Source organism: Hyphococcus sp. D3-15, assembly GCF_055809375.1.
In genome coordinates, this window is the sequence record NZ_CM147910.1 from 2,843,603 (window position 1) to 2,862,926 (window position 19,324).

Here is a 19,324-nt window from a genome sequence, read left to right on the forward strand (position 1 = left end):
CTACTCCGCAGGTTCTACGACGCCGCGCTCCAGAATTCGGCGCAGATCCGGCGTCGTCGCCTCATAGGTCTCCTGCCACTGGGATTTGTGATTGGCCGGCGCGACCTCAACGGCGGTCACTTTATATTCCGGACAGCTCGTCGCCCAGTCGGAGTTTTCGGTGGTGACCACATTGGCGCCCGTTTCCGGGTGGTGGAAGGTCGTATAGACGACGCCCGGCGCCATGCGGTCGGAGATCAGCGCCTTCAGCGTGATCTCGCCCATGCGGCTGCGGATCGAAACCCAGTGCCCATCCTGCACGCCGCGGGTCTGCGCATCGGACGGATGGATTTCCAGCACATCTTCTTCGTGCCAGTCGCTATTATGCGTGCGCCGCGTTTGCGCGCCCACATTATACTGCGACAGGATGCGGCCCGTGGTCAGAATGAGCGGGAATTTCCGGTTGGTTTTCTCCGTTGTCGGAACATATTCCGTCACCACGAAGAGACCTTTGCCGCGCACAAACCCGTCCACATGCATGATCGGCGTGCCGTCCGGCGCATCATCGTTGCAGGGCCATTGCACGCTGCCGCGCTCATCCAGCATTTCATGGGAGACATGCGCGAAAGTCGGCGTCAGCTCGGCGATCTCGTCCATGATCTCCGAAGCGTTCTGATAGTTCATCTCCGCATAGCCGAGCGCGTTGGTCAGCATTTGCGTCGCTTCCCATTCTTCGATGCCGGTTTGCGACCGCATGGCCGGGCGAACGCGGTTGATGCGCCGCTCTGCGTTGATGAAGCAGCCGTCCTTCTCCAGGAAGGACGTGCCCGGGAAGAAGACATGGGCGAAGCGCGCCGTTTCGTTCAGGAAAAGATCCTGCACGATAATGCAATCCATAGCTTTTAACGCAGCCTCGACATGATGCGTGTTGGGGTCGGACTGGGCGATGTCTTCGCCTTGAACGTAAAGCCCCTTGTAGTTTCCGGCGATCGCTTCATCGAACATATTCGGGATGCGGTAGCCAGGCTCGGCGTCCTGTTCGCGGCCCCATGCCTTTGAGAAAAGCTCGCGCGCCGCATCATTGGTGACCGAACGATAGGCGGAGAATTCATGCGGGAACGAACCCATATCGCATGAGCCCTGCACATTGTTCTGACCGCGCAGCGGGTTCACGCCGACGCCGCGCCGGCCGATATTGCCGGTCGCCATGGCGAGGTTGGCCATGCCCATGACCATGGTCGAGCCCTGGCTGTGTTCCGTCACGCCGAGGCCGTAATAGATCGCCGCATTGCCGCCCGTCGCATAGAGCCGCGCTGCTGCGCGAATGTCTTCGGCGGGCACACATGAGATTTTGGAAACTTCCTCCGGTGAATTTTCCTTGCCCTTTACGAAGTCGAGCCATTCGCGGAACGATTCCAGATCGCAGCGTTCCTTGATGAAGGCTTCATCGATCAGGCCTTCCGTCGCCGCCACATGCGCGAAAGCATTGACCATGGCGACATTGGTTCCCGGCTGCAGCGGCAAATGATGCGCCGCTTCAATATGCGGTGTTTTGACAAGATCAATCGCGCGCGGATCCATGATGATCAGCTTGGCGCCTTCGCGCAGTCGGCGCTTCATCTGCGAAGCGAACACCGGATGCGCGTCGGTCGGATTGGCGCCGATGATCAACACCACATCGGATTCTTCAACACTGTCGAAATCCTGCGTCCCCGCTGACGTCCCGAAGGTCTGGTTCAGGCCATAACCGGTCGGCGAATGACAAACCCGCGCGCAAGTGTCGATATTGTTGTTGCCGAAGGCGGTGCGGACCATTTTCACGACCGCCCAGACTTCTTCAATCGTGCAACGCGAAGAAGAAATCGCGCCGATTGATTTGCGGCCGTATTTTTCCTGCGTCGCTTTCAACCGCATAGCGGCGAAATTCACCGCTTCTTCCCAGCTCACTTCGCGCCAGGGATCGGTGATCTTGTCGCGGATCATCGGGCTGGTGATCCGGTCATTATGCGTGGCGTAGCCCCAGGCGAAACGGCCCTTGACGCAAGAATGACCGTGATTGGCCTTGCCGTCCTTGTGCGGCGTCATGCGGATAACCTGATCGCCCTTCAATTCCGCCTTGAAAGAACAGCCGACGCCGCAATAGGCGCAGGTGGTCAGGACGGTGCGATCCGGCACGCCATGATCAACCACGGTTTTTTCTTGCAGTGTCGCGGTCGGGCAAGCCTGTACGCAGGCGCCGCAGGAAACGCACTCGGAATCAAAGAAGTTTGAACCGCCAACAGAGACGCGCGAGTCGAAGCCGCGTCCCTCAATCGTCAGCGCCAGCGTTCCTTGCACTTCGTCGCAAGCGCGCACGCAGCGCGAACAGACAATGCATTTAGAGGCGTCATATTCGAAATACGGATTGGAAACGTCTTTTTCCAACGCCGTGTGGTTTTCACCATCATGGCCGTAACGCACTTCGCGCAGGCCGACAGCGCCGGCCATATCCTGCAATTCGCAGTCGCCATTGTCAGAACAGGTCAGGCAGTCCAGCGGGTGGTCCGAGATGTAGAGTTCCATGACGCCGCGGCGCAGTTTCGCCAACCGGTCGGTTTGCGTGTGGATCTTCATCCCCTCGCGCACCGGCGTCGTACAGGAAGCGGGCGTGCCTTTGACGCCGTCAATCTCGACCAGACAGAGACGGCAGGAACCGAAGGACTTCACCATGTCGGTGGCGCAAAGCTTCGGCACGGAAATGCCAATCTCTGCAGCGGCGCGCATGACGCTGGCGCCCTCCTCGACCTCGACATTGAAGCCGTCAATCTCGACGGTGACTTTTTTACCGACGCCGTCTTTGTGCTTCGGTTTCGGGGTGCCGTAATCTTTTTCTACTAAGAGGGCCATAATCGCCTTCTCCCTATCTGCCGCCTTCGCGGCGTATTACTCCGCCGCCGCGAGGGCGGGTTTAACCCCGAAATCTTCCGGGAAATGTTTTATCGCGCTCTGCACCGGGATCGGCGTCATGCCGCCCATCGCGCAAAGCGAACCGTCAACCATCAACTCGCAAAGGTCGTCGAGAACCGTCAGGTTCTTGTCGCGCTCATCGCCGGCCTTGATCTTGTCGACGGTTTCAACGCCGCGGACCGAACCCACCCGGCATGGCGTGCACTTGCCGCAGGATTCTTCGACGCAAAATTCAAAGGCGTAACGCGCCTGTTCAAGCAGGTTCACGCTGTCATCATAGACCACCAGGCCGCCATGGCCGACGCCTGCGCCATTGGCCAGCATCGTCTCGTAGTCCATTTTGAGATCGAACAGGCGCGGCGGCAAATAGGCGCCGAGCGGTCCGCCAATCTGCACTGCGCGAATTGGCCGACCGCTTAGTGAACCGCCGCCGATCTCTTCCACCAATTCACGCAAGGAAACGCCGAATGCCGTCTCGTAAAGACCGCCCTGTTTTACATTGCCCGCGATCTGGAACGGCATGGTGCCGGTCGACTTGCCCATGCCGTAATCGCGATAAAAGGCGGCCCCTTTTTCAAAGATCGCCGGAACCGAACAAAGCGAAATGACATTGTGCACCAGCGTCGGCTTGCCGAAGAGACCTTCAAGCGCCGGCAGTGGCGGCTTCGCGCGCACTTCGCCGCGCTTGCCCTCAAGGCTGTTGAGCAGCGATGTTTCTTCACCGCAAATATAGGCGCCCGCGCCCATAAAGACTTCAATGTCGAAAGCCTTGCCCGAGCCGCGCACATTGGGGCCGAGCAGTCCGGCCTTGCGTGCATTGGCGAGCGCTTCGTTCAACACTCGCGCAGCGACCGGATATTCCGAACGCAGGTATATATAGCCTTCCGTGGCGCCCACCGCGACGCCGGCAATGGTCATGCCCTCGATCAGGGTGAAGGGATCGCCCTCCATGATCATCCGGTCGGCGAAGGTGCCGCTGTCGCCTTCATCGGCATTGACGACAATGTATTTCTGATCCGCTTGCGCGCCGGCGACGGTCTTCCATTTGATGCCCGCGGGGAAACCCGCGCCGCCGCGACCGCGCAGGCCTGACGTCATCACTTCCTCGCATTGCGCGGCGCTGTCCATTTTCAGCGCCTTGTCGAGCCCGGCATAGCCGCCCTGGGCCAGATAGTCCTCGGCGGAAACCGGATCGACAACACCGCAGCGGCCGAAGATCAGCCGCGTCTGATTTTTGATAAAGGGAAATTCTTCAACGGCGCCGATAGATTTTTCATGGGCGCCGTCGCCAGCGATCGCATCCAGCAGCGAACCCGCATCGCTTTCCTGCGCAGAACCATAGCCGATGCGCACGCCATTCTTTTCAACTTCCAGCAACGGCTCCAGCCAGTGCATGCCGCGCGATCCTGTGCGAACCAGCGTCAGGTCGATTTTGCGTTTCGCCGCTTCCGTCTTCAACGCGTCGGCGAGTTCGTCCGCGCCAAGCGCGACTGCGGCGGAATCAAGCGGCAGAAAAAGTTTGAGCACTGACATTTACGCATGCTCCTTTTTCGACTTCTCAATCGCGTTGATGACCTTGCCTGAATCCACCCACGCTAAAAGTTTGTCGCCGACCATCGCCGCCGGCGCGCAGGAACAAAGCCCGAGACAATAGACAGGTTCCAGCGTCAGATCTTTCGACGCGCTGGTCTCGCCCATCTTCACCGCGAGTTTCTTTTCAAGATCGGCGACCAGTTCGCGCCCGCCAACCGCCTGACAGGCTTCGGCCGCACAAACACGCACAACGGTCTTGCCTTGCGGCTCACGTTTGAAGTCATGGTAAAAACTGATGACGCCTTTCACCTCGGCGCGCGAAAGGTTGAAAACATCCGCCGCGACGGCCTCAGTTTCCGCAGGCAGAAACCCGTGCGCTTTTTGCACTGCATGAAGCGCAGTGATGAGACCGCCGGTGCGGCCGACAAAGGGTTCGATGATATTGGCTAGCGTCACGTTTTTGGGCCCGGTTCTGTAGCTACAAGATTGAGTCGTAACATATATTCCTCCAGATTCCCTTATGAAATCCGGTAGGCAGGATGGCGCTTTTGCGAAGCCTAAAGGCCCGCCTGCGCCCTTACCGCGTCAACAAGCGCCGCCTGCGCCATTGTGGGACGCCAATTGCGGCGCATTGTTAATCCTATCAGCCGCGTTACCCGTCCCGCCGGATGCGGCATCGACGCCAGCAAGCCTGCGGTTTTTTCATATCGAATTTGCAGGTCGGAAAGCAGCATCATCCGGTCGCTGTTTAAAAGCAGAACTCGGGCCGCACTTAAAGAGTTACATTCAATAATATCTTCCGGAACCGGCTGCCCCAGGAAGGCGAACAACTCGTCAAAATGGCGGCGCAAGGGCGACATCGCTCGCGGCGCGATCCACGGAAAACGCGAAAGCGCAGAGACGTTGTCTTCGCCCGTTAATGTGGGATGTCCGGCGCGCATGACAATGGATAAAGGGTCTTCAAAAAGCGGTTCTTCGACAATGTCCTTCACCAACAGGTTTTCGCGCACGGCGCCGATCAGGAAATCAGTTTCGCCGCGCTGCAAACCGATCAGCAAATCTTCATAAGCGCCATCAAGAATCGAAATGTGGTGATAGGGGTGTTTCGCAGAAAACGCCGCCGCCGCCGCCGGCGCCAAATGCGAGCGGGCAAGCGGCATTGCGCCGATCACGCTGGCCCCGGCCTCCCGGCCCGAAAGCGCACGCATTTCAGCCAGCCCCTGGCGCATTTCCGCAAAAGCCAGCCCGGCCTTGAGCGCCAGCGCCTCAGCCCGGCGGGTCGGCCGCACCCCGTGGCTGGTGGTCTCGAACAAGGGCGTGCCCAGCGCCCGCTCCATATCCTTCGCCGACCGATGAACCGTGGGCGCCGCATAGCCTTCCGCTTTTGCAGCATTAGCAAAACCGCCATATCGAATGATGCTGATCAGGGTTTCCAGGCGGCGCGCTGACATCGCCCGGAGCAGGCTGGGCGGCGCGCCCTCGCGGCCCGACGCCTCGCCGAGCCCCTCCTCCAGCAGAGCCAGCGCCGCACGCGCCCTCGGCAGCAGTTTTTCACCCGCAGGAGTCGCCAGTATTTTATTGTTTTTTCTATATAATAATGCCTCGCCCGCCCATTTCTCCAGAGCTTTCAGCGCCTGGCTGGCGGCGGGCTGAGTCAGCCCCAATCGCTCGGCGGCGAGGGAAACCGAACGCGCCTCGATCGTTACGGCGAAGATCTTCAGGCGCCAGATGTTGGGAGCGTCGGACATGGCCTCTATTACCCATAGTACCTATTAGCATTTTCTTATAGTACGGCGGGAAATTCAATTGGCCTTTTCGCCCCACCAGGCGCATTTCACTGCTGCAGGCTTCATATCGGGAGATCGCCATGGGCGTCGTCGTCACCAACATCAAACGCACGGACAGGGCGATTGTCGACGCCTTCAACGAGGGCCGCTACGGTGTCGCCACCGTGCACGAGGCACAGGGCCGCAAAGGCCTCCTCGCGCCGAAAATCAGCCCGATTTACAAAGGCGCCTATGTGGCCGGCCCGGCGGTGACGATTTCCGCGCCGCCTTGCGACAACTGGATGATCCATGTCGCAGTCGAGCAATGCCAGCCCGGCGACGTGCTCGTGCTTTCCACGACATCTTTTTCCGACGCCGGATATTTCGGCGACTTGCTCGCCACTTCGCTGATCGCGCGCGGCGTCAAAGGTCTGATCATCGACGCCGGCGTGCGCGACACCAAAGACCTGACGGAAATGGGCTTTCCGGTCTGGTCGAAATTCGTGTTCAGCCAGGGCACGATCAAGGAAACGCTTGGCAGCGTGAACATTCCGGTCGTCTGCGCCGGCGCACATATCAATCCCGGCGATCTTGTCATTGCCGATGATGATGGCGCAGTGGTCGTCGCCCAGAAAGAAGCCGCCGACGTGCTCAAGAAATCGCAGGAGCGCGAAGCGAACGAAGAGTCAAAACGCAAGCGCCTCGCCGCTGGCGAGCTTGGCCTGGACATATATAAAATGCGCGAGCGTCTTGCGGAAAAAGGCCTGAAATATGTGGATCAAAAGGACTATCTGAAATCATGATGACGGCGATCCCCTCCACCTTGATGCGCGGGGGCACGTCAAAGGGGCTGTATTTCGACATTAAAAGCCTGCCTGCGGACGACGCTGCGCGGGACAAGGTGCTGCTCGCCGCCATGGGTTCGCCGGACCTGCGCCAGATCGACGGCGTTGGCGGGGCGCATCCGCTGACCAGCAAAGTCGCGGTGATGTCGGCGCCGACAAAAGACGGCGCAGATGTCGACTATCTGTTTCTGCAAGTGGTCGTCGACAAAGCGGAAGTCTCAACCAGTCAGAATTGCGGCAACATTCTCGCCGGCGTCGGCCCATGGGCGATTGAAAACGGTTTCGTCAAAGCCAAAGACGGCGTGACGCCGGTGCGCATTCACATGGTCAATACCGGCGCCCTCGCCGTCGCGCATGTGCCGACACCAGGCGGACAAGTGGAGTATGAAGGCGATGCGCGCATTGACGGCGTGCCGGGAACGGCCGCTGCAATCCCCATCGATTTTCTCGACGTCGCCGGATCAAGCTGCGGCGCGCTTCTTCCCACCGGCAATGTGATTGACGAAGTGGACGGCGTTGAGCTGACCTGTATCGACAATGGCATGCCCGTCGTTGTGATGCGCGCCGCCGATTTCGGCCTCACTGGCGCGGAAAGCCCCGCCGAACTTGAGGCCAATGAAGACCTCAAAAAGCGCATCGAAGCGATCCGCCTCGCCATTGGCCCGAAAATGAATCTCGGCGATGTCGCGAAGAAAACCGTGCCGAAAATGACGCTGATCTCCGCCCCGCTTGCAGGCGGCGTTGTAAATACGCGCAGCTTCATCCCGCACCGGGTGCATGAAGCGATTGGCGTGCTGGGCGCTGTTTCCGTCGCCACTGCTTGCGTGTTGCCGGGCTCGGTCGCCGAGGGTGTTGCGAAAGCAAGCGCAGGCGGCGGCGAACAACGACTGGAAATCGAACACCCAACGGGCTTCTTCACGGTCGATATGGATGTCGAGGTGAAGGACGGTGAGGTAAGCGTCAAGCGATCCGCATTGTTGCGCACTGCGCGCAAATTGATGCGCGGCGAAGTCTACATCCCCTCCGCTGTTTGGACCGGAAAATGAGTGACGCGCTCAACATATGCCTGATCGGCTTTGGCGAAGTCGGGCAGACTCTCGCCGTCGATCTGGCGCCGAAAAATGTTGCGCTGTCTGCATGGGATATCTTGTTCGCCGACGCTGCGTCGGGCCCATCAAAGGCCGCCGGCTCTGTCCGCAAGGCGGTTAGCGCGATGGACGGCGCTGCGGGCGCGGATCTGGTGATTTCCGCGGTGACGGCGGCGCAAACATTGAATGCGGCGGAAAGCGTTGCGGATGGTTTGAAGCCCGGCGCGGTTTATCTCGACCTTAATTCCGCCTCGCCTGGCGCCAAATCGAAAGCCGCCGAAATCATCAATGGTGCGGGCGGAAAATATGTGGAAGCGGCGGTGATGTCGCCAATCGGGCCGAAGCGCATCGCCTGCCCCATGCTGTTCGGCGGCCCCCATGCGGCCGCGTTTTTACCGCTCGCCCATGATCTCGGTTTCGCCGGCGCAAAGGTTTTCTCCGATGAGTATGGCAAAGCGTCCGCCGCCAAAATGTGCCGCAGCGTCGTGGTCAAAGGCGTTGAGGCGCTGCTGACGGAATCCCTGCTCTCCGCGCGCCATTACGGCGTGGAAGATACGGTTATCACGTCGCTCAACGATCTATTTCCCGGCCCCGACTGGAACGTGCTGTCCGGCTATATGATTTCGCGCGCGTTGGAGCATGGCAAAAGGCGCGCTGAAGAAATGCGCGAAGTCGCAAAAACCGTTGAAGAAGCTGGACTTTCACCCCTGATGAGTTCGGCCTGCGCAGAGCGGCAAGACCTTTCCGCCGCCTTCGCCTATGCCTTGGGCGAGGATGGCCTCCCCCACATGCTGGATGCGATTTTAAAGGGCGCCGGCCCGGAGCGAAAACTATGAGGATCATTGTCAGATGATTATTGATTGTCACGGCCACCAGACCATTGTTCCAAAGGCGCATACGGATTTTCGCGCGGCGCAGAAAGCGCGCCTGAAAGACCCGTCGCTGCCGAAGCCCTTGCAGCCGCAAATGAGCGATGACGAAATCGCTGAAGGCATCGAAGCGAACCAGTTGCGCCTGTTGCTGGAACGCGGCGGCGATATGACGATCTTCAGCCCGCGCGCCTCCGCCATGGAGCCCCATGTGGGCGATGCGGAAACCGCGCTCGAATGGTCCATCGCCTGCAACAATATGATCCACCGGGTGACGCAGCTTTATCCCGATAATTTCATCGGCGTGTGCATGCTGCCGCAAATTCCCGGCGGCGATCTCAACAATTCCATCACAGAGCTTGAGCGCTGCGTGAACGAGCTTGGCTTTATCGGCTGCAACCTCAATCCAGATCCGTCTGGCGGCCACTGGAACGCACCGCCGCTCACCGACAAATACTGGTATCCCATTTACGAAAAAATGGTGGAGCTTGAAGTTCCTGCGATGATCCATGTTTCCGGGTCATGCAATCCGACTTTCCACGCCACCGGATCTTACTATATCGCCGCCGACACCAACGCCTTCATGCAGTTCATTCAAGGCGATCTGTTCAAGGACTTTCCGGACCTGAAACTGATCATTCCTCATGGCGGCGGCGCAGTGCCATATCACTGGGGGCGCTATCGCGGCCTCGCCGATATGTTGAAACAACCTCCGCTCGACACGCATGTGATGAAGAACGTCTATTTCGACACTTGCGTCTATCATCAGCCGGGCATCGATTTGCTGTTCGAGGTGATTGAGAAAGAGAACATCCTGTTTGGCTCGGAAATGGTCGGCGCCGTGCGCGGTATTGATCCGCAAACCGGACAATATTTCGACGACACCAAACGCTATGTAGACAATCTGGGCCTGTCGAAAGACGATCTCTACAACATCTACGAAGGCAACGCCCGGCGGGTATATCCACTTCTCGACAAACACCTCAAAGCCAAAGGCAAGTAACGCCCTCATGAGCGCGGCAGAAAAATTTGAAAAGACGCCCGGCTGGCTCGACTGGTTTCAGGGGCCTTCCAAACCGAAATTCACGCCGCCGCCGGGCGCGGTCGACGCCCATTGCCATGTCTTCGGGCCGGGTCATGAGTTCCCCTTTGCGCCGGAACGCAAATACACCCCTTGCGACGCGTCAAAGCATCAGCTTTACGCCCTGCGTGATCATCTCGGATTTTCACGCAATGTGCTGGTGCAGGCGACCTGCCATGGCGCCGACAACCGCGCGACCGTCGATGCGGTGATGAGCTCCGGCGGAAAAGCCAAAGGCATCGCCTCGGTCAAACCGTCCGTCACCGATGAAGAGCTGGAGCATCTCAACGCCAATGGCATAAAGGGCGTACGCTTTAATTTCGTGAAGCGGCTTGTCGATCCGCTGCCGCCCGCCGTGCTCGCGAAGCTGGTCGAACGCATCAATAAATTTGGCTGGCACATCGTCATCTATTTCGAGGCGCCGGAGCTGCCCGAACTTTACGATTTCATTTCGGATATTTCGACTACGGTGGTTGTCGACCATATGGGCCGGCCGGATCTGACCAAGGATGTCGACGGGCCGGAATTTTCACTCTTCCAGAAGCTGATGGAAGAAAACCCGCATATCTGGTCGAAAGTCACCTGCCCCGAACGCCTGTCGAAATCCGGCCCGCCGGCCTATGACGACTTCGTTCCATTCGCAGGACGGGTTGTGGAGCGCTTTCCCGATCGCGTGCTTTGGGGCACCGACTGGCCGCATCCCAATCTCAACAACCACATGCCGGACGATGCCTGGCTGGTCGATATGATCCCGCGCATCGCACCAACCGAAGCGCTTCAACGTAAACTGCTCGTAGATAATCCCATGCGGCTCTACTGGCCGGAGGAGAGTGAATAATGAAACAGAACATCCACGAATATCTGGCCGAATTCGACGACATACCGGGCACCCGCGTCTATACGACGGCGCGCGCGCGCAAAGGCTATTGGGTGAACCAGTTCGCCATGAGCCTGATGAAAAAGGAAAACCGCGACAAGTGGCTCGCCGACGAAAAGGCCTATCTCGATGAATGGCCGATGACGCAAGAACAAAAAGACGCGTTGCTCGCTCGCGACTACGACAAGCTGCTCGATCTCGGCGGCAATATTTATTTTCTCGCAAAAGTCTTTTCGACTGACGGGAAATCTTACCTACAGGCAGTCTCCACCATGACCGGCATGGGCGTCGAAGAATATCGCGACATGATGCTGGCAGGCGGGCGCTCGCCCGAAGGGCAGCGTTCGAAAAAGAAAGGCAACTAGTACATGGCCCGTATTACAGCAGGCATCAGTTCCAGCCACGTTCCAGCGATTGGCGCCGCAGTCGATCTCGGCAAAACTGACGAAGACTATTGGAAGCCAGCCTTCGCCGGTTTCGACTGGACCAAGGAATGGATCCTGAAGCCCGAAAACAAACCCGATGTCGTGATCCTCGTTTACAATGATCACGCCAGCGCCTTCGACATGAACCTCATCCCGACTTTCGCGATTGGCTGCGCGGATGAGTTTCAACCCGCCGACGAAGGCTGGGGGCCGCGCCCGGTGCCGGTAGTGAAAAACCATGCGGACCTCGCCTGGCATATTGCGCAAAGCTGTATCCTTGATGAGTTCGACATGACCATCATCAACAAGATGGATGTGGATCACGGACTGACCGTGCCCCTGTCGTTGATGTTTGGACAGCCGGAAGATTGGCCTTGCAAGGTCGTGCCGCTGGCCGTCAATGTGGTCACCTATCCGCCCCCAACCGGCAATCGCTGCTACAATCTCGGCAAGGCGATTCTGCGACGCCGTTGAAAGCTTTCCGGAAGACCTGAATGTACAGGTCTGGGGCACAGGCGGCATGAGCCACCAGTTGCAGGGCATGCGCGCAGGTCTCATCAACGCTGAATGGGACAAGCGCTTCCTCGACGATTTGACCGCCAATCCCGAACGCCTGCGCACCATGCCGCATATCGAGTATCTGCGCGAAGCCGGCTCGGAAGGCATCGAACTTGTCATGTGGCTGATTATGCGCGGCGCGCTCGGTGAAAAAGCCCGAGAACTGCACCGCCATTACCATGTCGCGGCGTCCAATACCGCGCTTGGTCATATCGTTCTCGAACCCGTAGAATAAACGAACCCAAAGAAAGGACCGAAAGAATGAAAGTTGCTCTCGCCGGCGCTGGCGCATTCGGCCTCAAACATCTCGACGGCATCAAAAATATTGACGGCGTCGACGTCGTCTCTGTTGTGGGGCGCAGGCTGGAGCCTACGCAGAAAGTCGCGGACGATTATGGAATCCCGCATGTGACCACCGACCTCGCCGAAGCGCTTGCGCAGCCCGGCGTCGAAGCGGTTATTTTGTGCACGCCAACCCAGATGCATGCCGAGCAGGCGATTGCGTGCATGGACGCCGGCAAGCATGTGCAGGTGGAAATTCCGCTCGCCGATTCCTGGGCCGACGCCGAAGCGGTCATGAAAAAGCAGCAGGAAACCGGTCTTGTGTGCATGGTCGGCCATACCCGCCGGTTCAACCCGTCGCATCAATGGGTGAAAAACAAAATCGACGCCGGCGACATGTCGATCCAGCAAATGGATGTGGAGACTTATTTTTTCCGCCGGACGAACACCAACGCCAAAGGCGAGCCGCGTTCATGGACGGACCACCTCCTCTGGCATCACGCCGCCCATACGGTCGATATTTTTCAATATATGACCGGCGAAAAGGTCGTCATCGCCAATGCGATCCAGGGGCCGCTACATCCCGAACTTGGCATCGCCATGGATATGTCGATCCAGCTAAAAACTGAGGGTGGAAAAATTCTGACGCTCTCCTTGTCCTTCAATAATGACGGACCGTTCGGCACCTTCTTCCGCTATATTTGCGACAACGGCACCTATATCGCCCGTTACGACGATCTGGTGAATGGCAAGGAAGAGCCCATCGACGTTTCCAAGGTCGCCGTCTCCATGAACGGCATCGAATTGCAGGACCGCGAGTTTTTCTCTGCAATCAAGGAAGGCCGCGAGCCGAATTCCTCCGTCGGCAAAGTCTTGCCATGCTACAAGACGCTTTATGACCTTGAGGAAAAACTGAAAGCACAAGGCTAATCCGACAAACCCAGAGGCACCTATTGTGACTGTCACGAAACGCCGCCTAGCAGGACGCGCCGTCAATCCGATCGGTCTCGGCTGCATGAATCTGAGCCACGCTTATGGTCATCCTCCTTCGCCGGAGGATGGCGTAAAGCTGTTGCACAAAGCGATCGATCTTGGCGTCGAGCATTTCGACACCGCGGCGCTTTACGGCTTCGGCAGCAATGAAGAACTGGTCGGCCCTGCGCTGAAGGCGTTTCGCGACGATATCTTCCTGGTCAGCAAATGCGGCATGCAAGGGGTAGACGGCAAGCGGGTCATCGACGGCCGGCCGGAAACCCTTCGTAAAACGATCGACGATTCCCTTCGCAGGCTTCAAACCGACAGGATCGATCTCTATTTCCTCCATCGCTTCGACAAGATCAATAATGTGCCTATAGAAGACAGCGTTGGTGAAATGGCTCGCATGGTCGAAGCCGGGAAAATCGGCGCGCTCGGCCTTTCCGAAGTGTCGGCGAAAACCTTGCGCAAAGCACATCAGGTTCATCCGGTCGCCGCAGTGCAGTCGGAATATTCCCTCTGGTCGCGCAATGCAGAGATCGCAGTCATCGACGCTTGCGCCGAACTCGGCGCCGCCTTTGTGGCGTTTTCACCGGTGGCGCGCGGCTTCCTCACCAGCGCTGATCTCGATCCGGAAAATTTTGCGGACAAAGACATCCGACGCGCAATGCCGCGCTTCCAGGAGCCGCATTTTTCAAAAAACGCCGCGCTGCTCAAAGAGTTTCGACTGATTGCGAAAGAGGCGGATTGCACGCCGGCGCAGTTAGCGCTGGCCTGGACGCTGCACAAGGCGCCGCATATTCACGCCATACCGGGCACCACGTCGGTTTCGCATCTGGAAGAAAATATGGGCGCAAGCGACGTCAGTCTTGGCGCCGAAGTGATGTCCCGCGTCGAAACGCTGATCAATCAGAATACGGTTTCCGGGCCGCGTTATCCCGCAGGCATTCAGCCTGAAATCGATACGGAAGAATTCACCGCAGCGTGAATTCATTCGTAAAACCAGCCGGATAAAAGCGATTACCGCTGGTTCTGGTATGGCAGCGAGCCCCTTCCCTGCCAGTGGCGATCAAATCCGCTGCTATGTCCTTTGTAAATGTAGCAGGAGACGCCCTACGATCTCCGATTGTTCTTTGCGCCGCGTAATTACGCGCCGACATCGTCAGGAGAGACATCTACATGCGCAACTACACCAGCTTCTATATTGGCGGCGCCTGGGTTGAGCCGAAAGACGCAAAGACACTTGACGTTATTAATCCCGCTACGGAGAAATCCGCCGGAAAGATCAGCCTTGGCGGCGCCGGCGATGTAGACGCCGCCGTAAAAGCCGCACGCAGCGCCTTCGATAGCTGGAGCCAAACCAGCGTTAATGAACGCATCGCGATGATGCTGAAAATCGTCGACGTTTACAAAAAGCGCGCCGCCGATATAGGCGCGGCGATCACCGAGGAAATGGGCGCGCCCGCATGGCTCGCCGGCGGCCCGCAGGCGATGTCCGTGGTCGGCCATCTGATGACCGCCATTGGCGCGATGAAAGACTTCAAATACGCGGAAGACCGCGGCGGCAGCCGCATCATGAAAGAGCCTATCGGCGTTTGCGGTTTCATCACGCCCTGGAACTGGCCGATGAACCAGCTCGCCGCGAAATTTGCGCCGGCGATTCTCACCGGCTGCACCGTTGTGCACAAGCCGTCGGAAATCGCCCCCTTCTCCGCTTATCTGTTCGCGCAAGTGCTCGACGAAGCCGGACTTCCCGCAGGCGTTTACAACCTCGTCAATGGCGATGGACCGTCTGTGGGCGCGGCGATCGCGTCGCACCGGGATATCGACATGGTTTCCTTCACTGGCTCGACCCGCGCCGGCGTCGAAGTCGCGAAAGCGGCCGCGCCGTCGGTAAAACGCGTCCATCAGGAACTGGGCGGCAAATCGCCAAACATCATTCTTGAAGACGCAGATCTCGGTCCGGCGATTGGCGGCTCCATTGCGACCATCATGATGAATTCCGGGCAGTCATGCCTTGCGCCGACGCGAATGATCGCGCCGAAATCGCGCATGAAGGAAGTTGTCGAGATCGCCAAAAAGGCCGCAGCCGAATGGGCGCCCGGCGATCCTGCAACAGCGAAAATGGGACCGGTGGTTTCAGAATCTCAGTGGAACAAGATCCAGGGTCTCATCGAAAAAGGCGTCGCGGAGGGTGCGACCGTCATCACCGGCGGGCCCGGCAAGCCTGACGGACTTGAAACCGGATTTTATGTGAAGCCGACCATTTTTGCAGATGTCACTAATGACATGACGATTGCGCGCGAGGAAATCTTCGGGCCGGTGCTCGTCATCATCGGCTATGACACGGAAGATGAAGCGATCAACATCGCCAATGACACGGAATATGGTCTCGCCGGATATGTGCAGAGCGGCGACATCGAACACGCCCGCAAGGTCGCGTCAAAAATCCGCGCCGGCTACATCAACATCAACAATTCGCAGATGGACTTTTCGGTTCCCTTTGGCGGGTACAAGCGGTCAGGCAATGGACGCGAGTTCGGCGAGCATGCGTTTGACGAGTTCCTCGAAATGAAATCGGTGCTTGGCTATACGCCGCAGGCCGCACCAGCGCATTAGGCAATCGGGCGGGCCGCGCGCTTGCCCCTCAATTCCCGGAAACAGCATGGCGCGTATGGAAGACTCTCACTCGCGCGACCGTGCGCCGCTCTCAAAAATTGAATTGATCGGCCTCACCGCCTCGGTGATGGCGCTGACAGCGCTCACCATTGATATGATGCTCGCCGCGCTTGGCGATATCAGCGCTGATTTCAATCTGACAAACGAAAATGACCGCCAGCTTGTTGTTGTGGTGTTCTTGTTGGGCAGCGGCGTCTCGCAACTCTTTTATGGTCCGCTGGCTGACCGTTTTGGCAGGCGCGCCGTGTTTATCTGGGCGATGGTCGGGTTTCTCGCATCGACATTGCTTTGCGTGGTAGCAACCTCCTACTCGCTATTCATCGCAGGGCGCGCGCTGCAAGGGGTCGCCGCCGCCGCCGGCCGGGTCGTCGCGATGGCGCTGGTGCGCGATTTGTTCAAAGGGCACGAAATGGCCAGCATCATGTCCGCGGCGATGACCGTCGGCATGATCTCCCCGATTCTTGCGCCGGGGATCGGTCAGCTCATCTTGTTTATCGCGCCATGGCGCTATGTTTTTGTGGTTTTGTTCGCCTATGGCGCGATCCAGCTCGCCTGGGTTTTGTGGCGGCTTCCCGAAACGCTAACGCCGGAAAATCGTCAACCGCTTCAACTTGGCGCCATCGCCCGCATGCTGGGCTTCTTCGTCTCGCACCGCGTCGCGGTCGGCTACACGTTCGGCTCCACCTGCGTCACCGGGTGTTTGATGGCTTACATCACCTCGGCGCAGCAGATCTATGTTGAAACCTATGGGCTCGGCGCAAAATTTCCGATCGCGCTGGGCAGCGTCGCAATTGCTGTCGGCATTGCGGCGATGTTAAATGCGCGGCTGGTTCGCCACTTCGGCACGCGCCGCCTTTCGCATATCGCCGTCATCGCCTTTGCCCTGATCAACGCCGCCAACGCGATCTATTTGTCTCTGACTGGCGGCGGCGCGCTTTCGGGCTATCTGATGTTCCTGATCCCGGCCTTCTTCGCCATGGGGCTGATCAACGCCAATTTCAGCGCCATCGTTATGGAGCCCATGGGTAAGATGGCTGGAACCGCATCCGCGGTGTATGGCTTCGCCACGATGACCGGCGCCGCGCTGATTGGCGGCATCGCGGCGCGTCTTTATGACGGCACCGCCATTCCGGTCGTCACGGCGTTTTCTGCCTTCGGCTTCGCAGCAGTTTTCGCGGTGCTAGTCACCGAGCGCGGGCGTCTCTTTGTCGAAACGCCCGCCTGATCGCTGTTTAGAAGTCGCCCCAGACATCGCGGGCGACATCGATGACAAAGCGCATCTTCGCCGCCTGCTGCTCGACCATGATGTCATTGCCATGCTCGGTCGAAGAGAAACCGCATTGCGGCGACAGCGCCATCTGGTCGAGATCCATATATTCCGCCGCCTGATGAATACGGCGTTTGACGTCATCTTTTGTCTCAAGCTCGCCAAGTTTGGAGCTGACCAGACCCAGCACAACCGTCTTGCCTTTGGGCACAAAACGCAGCGGCCGGAAATCGCCCGAACGGTCATCATCATATTCGAGGAAATAACCGTCAATGTTCAGTTCGTTGAACAGCACTTCGGCGACCGGCTCATAGCCGCCTTCCGCCGCCCAGGAGCTCTTGAAGTTGCCGCGGCACAAATGAATGCAGACCGTCATGCTTTCCGGCCGGTTCTTAATGCTTTCATTGATCCACTGCGCATATTGGCGCGGCAGGGCGTCAGGGTCTTCACCGCGCTCTTTCGCTGCGCTGCGTTGTTGCGGGTCGCACAGATAGGCAAGGTTCGTATCGTCAACTTGCAGATAGGTGCAGCCCGCTGCAGCCAGCGCGTCGATTTCCTGCCGGTACGCCTCAGCCACATCCGCATAGAACTCGTCCATATCCGGATAGGCGTCTTTGTCGACTGCGTTGCGACCGCCGCGGAAATGCAACATGGTCGGCGACGGGATCGTGACTTTCGGTGTTTGACTGGTCACCGATTTCAGGAATTTAAAATTCTCAAGCTCGATCGGCCGCGCATGGCGGATTTTGGATTTGATTTTCATGGCCGGGGGAGCGAAATCGAGCTCGCCCTTGGCGCTCTGGAATTTCTTCGCAAGCCCGCCTTCTTCCACGACGCCGTCCAGCTGGGTCAGAAAATCCACATGGAAGTAACGGCGGCGGAATTCTCCGTCCGTGATGCCTTTCAGGCCCAGATCTTCCTGAAATTTGGCGATGCCCTTGATCGCCTCATCTTCGACCGCCCGCAGTTCGGCTGCGGAAATATCGCCGTCACGAAATTTGGCGCGAGCGTCAATGAGCTCCTTGGGCCGCAAAAAGCTGCCAACGTGATCTGCGCGGAATGGCGGTTTCGACATATAGATGAATTCCTTCAAACCTAATTTAAAATCAAGGACTTAGATCGATGATCGCAAGAGCCGCCGAGGTCGCGGCGCGATGAAACCTCGCCGCCCCGGAACTGTCCTGCTGGGGCTGGTTTCAACGCAGATCGCGCCTGAACGCAAGGGGTATTAAGACTACCACTCACATTTCTTTATATGTTTATATGTTTCTCGCGCCTAAAATCGATCGGCATGCCAGCGCAAATGATCCTCGATGAAGCTGGCGATAAAATAATAGGAATGGTCATAGCCTTCCTGCATCCGCAGCAGACATTTCTGACCTGCCGCGCCCGCCGCCTTTGTGAAGATTTCGGGCTTCAACTGCTCCTGCAGGAAATTGTCCGCGACGCCCTGATCGATCAGGATATCCGCCTCGCTTGGCCGCGCGGTCACGAGCTTTGTCGCATCATATTCCGTCCACGTCGCTTCGTCTGCGCCGAGATAATTTGAAAGCGCTTTCTTGCCCCACGGAACCTGCGTAGGCGCGACGATTGGCGAGAAGGCGGAACAGGTTTTGAATTTGTCCGGATTTTTTAGATGGATGGTTATCGCGCCATGCCCGCCCATGGAGTGGCCAAAAATCCCAGCGCGCGAAGCGTCAACCGGAAATTCCTTTTCGATCAGCGCCGGCAATTCCTGCGTGATGTAGTCATACATTTTATAGTGCTTTGACCACGGCGCCTCAGTCGCGTTCACGTAAAAGCCGGCGCCGAGACCGAAATCATACGCGCCTTCAGGATCATCAGGCACGCCTTCGCCGCGCGGCGATGTATCCGGCGCGACGATGACAATCCCAAGCTCTGAAGCGACACGCTGCGCGCCCGCCTTGGTGATGAAGTTTTCTTCCGTGCAGGTGAGGCCCGACAGCCAATACAGCACAGGAAACGGCCCCTTCCCCGGCGGGGTGTAGACCGCAAAATTCATGTCGCAGGAAAGGGATTTGGAAGCGTGACGAAAGACGCGCTGCGTCCCGCCAAAAGATTTCACCGACGACTTTTGTTCCATGACATTCCCTTTCAGACAAAAAACCGCGCGGCCAGACGAAGCCGCGCGGA

At 58.2% G+C, this 19,324-nt stretch carries 16 protein-coding genes and 1 pseudogene; 11 read left to right on the forward strand and 6 right to left on the reverse strand.

Annotated features, from left to right (window positions below; translation table 11 throughout):
• The 4 genes from fdhF to AC0L8G_RS14130 form a co-directional block, all read right to left on the reverse strand.
• Positions 1-2,865 (reverse strand): formate dehydrogenase subunit alpha, encoded by a 2,865-nt coding sequence (gene fdhF, locus AC0L8G_RS14115; protein ID WP_473384819.1) that lies wholly within the window; start codon positions 2,863-2,865, stop codon positions 1-3.
• Between the two features lie 36 nt (positions 2,866-2,901).
• Positions 2,902-4,458: a formate dehydrogenase beta subunit gene (locus tag AC0L8G_RS14120; RefSeq protein WP_473384820.1), complete on the reverse strand. Its 1,557-nt coding sequence runs from the start codon at positions 4,456-4,458 to the stop codon at positions 2,902-2,904.
• Positions 4,459-4,914, reverse strand: a complete 456-nt coding sequence (locus AC0L8G_RS14125) for an NADH-quinone oxidoreductase subunit NuoE family protein (RefSeq protein WP_473384821.1) — start codon at positions 4,912-4,914, stop codon at positions 4,459-4,461.
• 101 nt (positions 4,915-5,015) lie between these two features.
• Positions 5,016-6,206, reverse strand: a complete 1,191-nt coding sequence (locus AC0L8G_RS14130; RefSeq protein ID WP_473384822.1) for a LysR family transcriptional regulator — start codon at positions 6,204-6,206, stop codon at positions 5,016-5,018.
• 119 nt (positions 6,207-6,325) lie between these two features.
• On the opposite strand from AC0L8G_RS14130, the gene AC0L8G_RS14135 reads away from it, so the two are divergent.
• The 11 genes and pseudogenes from AC0L8G_RS14135 to AC0L8G_RS14185 all read left to right on the forward strand — a co-directional run bounded on the left by AC0L8G_RS14135 (position 6,326) and on the right by AC0L8G_RS14185 (position 17,128).
• A complete protein-coding gene (locus AC0L8G_RS14135; protein WP_473384823.1) occupies positions 6,326-7,027 on the forward strand; it encodes a 4-carboxy-4-hydroxy-2-oxoadipate aldolase/oxaloacetate decarboxylase in 702 nt (233 codons plus the stop codon).
• The gene (locus tag AC0L8G_RS14140) at positions 7,024-8,115 is read left to right on the forward strand and encodes a 4-oxalomesaconate tautomerase (RefSeq protein ID WP_473384824.1); all 1,092 of its coding nucleotides are present in this window, start codon (positions 7,024-7,026) and stop codon (positions 8,113-8,115) included. The genes AC0L8G_RS14135 and AC0L8G_RS14140 overlap by 4 nt, the downstream gene beginning before the upstream one ends.
• The gene (locus AC0L8G_RS14145) at positions 8,112-8,993 is read left to right on the forward strand and encodes an NAD(P)-dependent oxidoreductase (RefSeq protein WP_473384825.1); all 882 of its coding nucleotides are present in this window, start codon (positions 8,112-8,114) and stop codon (positions 8,991-8,993) included. Before AC0L8G_RS14140 ends, AC0L8G_RS14145 begins: the two co-directional genes overlap by 4 nt.
• A 13-nt stretch (positions 8,994-9,006) precedes the next feature.
• Entirely contained in the window at positions 9,007-10,029 is a 1,023-nt protein-coding gene (locus AC0L8G_RS14150; RefSeq protein WP_473384826.1) for an amidohydrolase family protein, read from the forward strand.
• Between the two features lie 7 nt (positions 10,030-10,036).
• Positions 10,037-10,945, forward strand: a complete 909-nt coding sequence (locus tag AC0L8G_RS14155) for an amidohydrolase family protein (RefSeq protein ID WP_473384827.1) — start codon at positions 10,037-10,039, stop codon at positions 10,943-10,945.
• Complete coding sequence (gene ligA / locus AC0L8G_RS14160; protein ID WP_473384828.1) at positions 10,945-11,349, forward strand: protocatechuate 4,5-dioxygenase subunit alpha; 405 nt, start codon at positions 10,945-10,947, stop codon at positions 11,347-11,349. Before AC0L8G_RS14155 ends, ligA begins: the two co-directional genes overlap by 1 nt.
• A gap of 3 nt (positions 11,350-11,352) precedes the next feature.
• Positions 11,353-12,202, forward strand: a pseudogene (locus AC0L8G_RS14165) (class III extradiol dioxygenase subunit beta).
• A gap of 26 nt (positions 12,203-12,228) precedes the next feature.
• On the forward strand, positions 12,229-13,179 hold the full coding sequence (locus tag AC0L8G_RS14170) for a Gfo/Idh/MocA family oxidoreductase (RefSeq protein ID WP_473384829.1): 951 nt from the start codon (positions 12,229-12,231) through the stop codon (positions 13,177-13,179).
• A gap of 85 nt (positions 13,180-13,264) precedes the next feature.
• On the forward strand, positions 13,265-14,212 hold the full coding sequence (locus AC0L8G_RS14175) for an aldo/keto reductase (protein ID WP_473388874.1): 948 nt from the start codon (positions 13,265-13,267) through the stop codon (positions 14,210-14,212).
• A gap of 191 nt (positions 14,213-14,403) precedes the next feature.
• Positions 14,404-15,843: an aldehyde dehydrogenase family protein gene (locus AC0L8G_RS14180; protein ID WP_473384830.1), complete on the forward strand. Its 1,440-nt coding sequence runs from the start codon at positions 14,404-14,406 to the stop codon at positions 15,841-15,843.
• 46 nt (positions 15,844-15,889) lie between these two features.
• Positions 15,890-17,128 (forward strand): multidrug effflux MFS transporter, encoded by a 1,239-nt coding sequence (locus AC0L8G_RS14185; protein WP_473384831.1) that lies wholly within the window; start codon positions 15,890-15,892, stop codon positions 17,126-17,128.
• A gap of 7 nt (positions 17,129-17,135) precedes the next feature.
• Here the strand turns inward: AC0L8G_RS14185 and AC0L8G_RS14190 are convergent, their stop codons facing one another.
• Together AC0L8G_RS14190 and fghA are read right to left on the reverse strand one after the other, a co-directional pair.
• The gene (locus AC0L8G_RS14190; RefSeq protein ID WP_473384832.1) at positions 17,136-18,245 is read right to left on the reverse strand and encodes a 5-methyltetrahydropteroyltriglutamate--homocysteine S-methyltransferase; all 1,110 of its coding nucleotides are present in this window, start codon (positions 18,243-18,245) and stop codon (positions 17,136-17,138) included.
• A 201-nt stretch (positions 18,246-18,446) separates the two neighbouring features.
• Positions 18,447-19,274, reverse strand: coding sequence for an S-formylglutathione hydrolase (gene fghA / locus AC0L8G_RS14195; RefSeq protein ID WP_473384833.1), 828 nt, complete (start codon positions 19,272-19,274; stop codon positions 18,447-18,449).
• Positions 19,275-19,324: the final 50 nt, after the last annotated feature.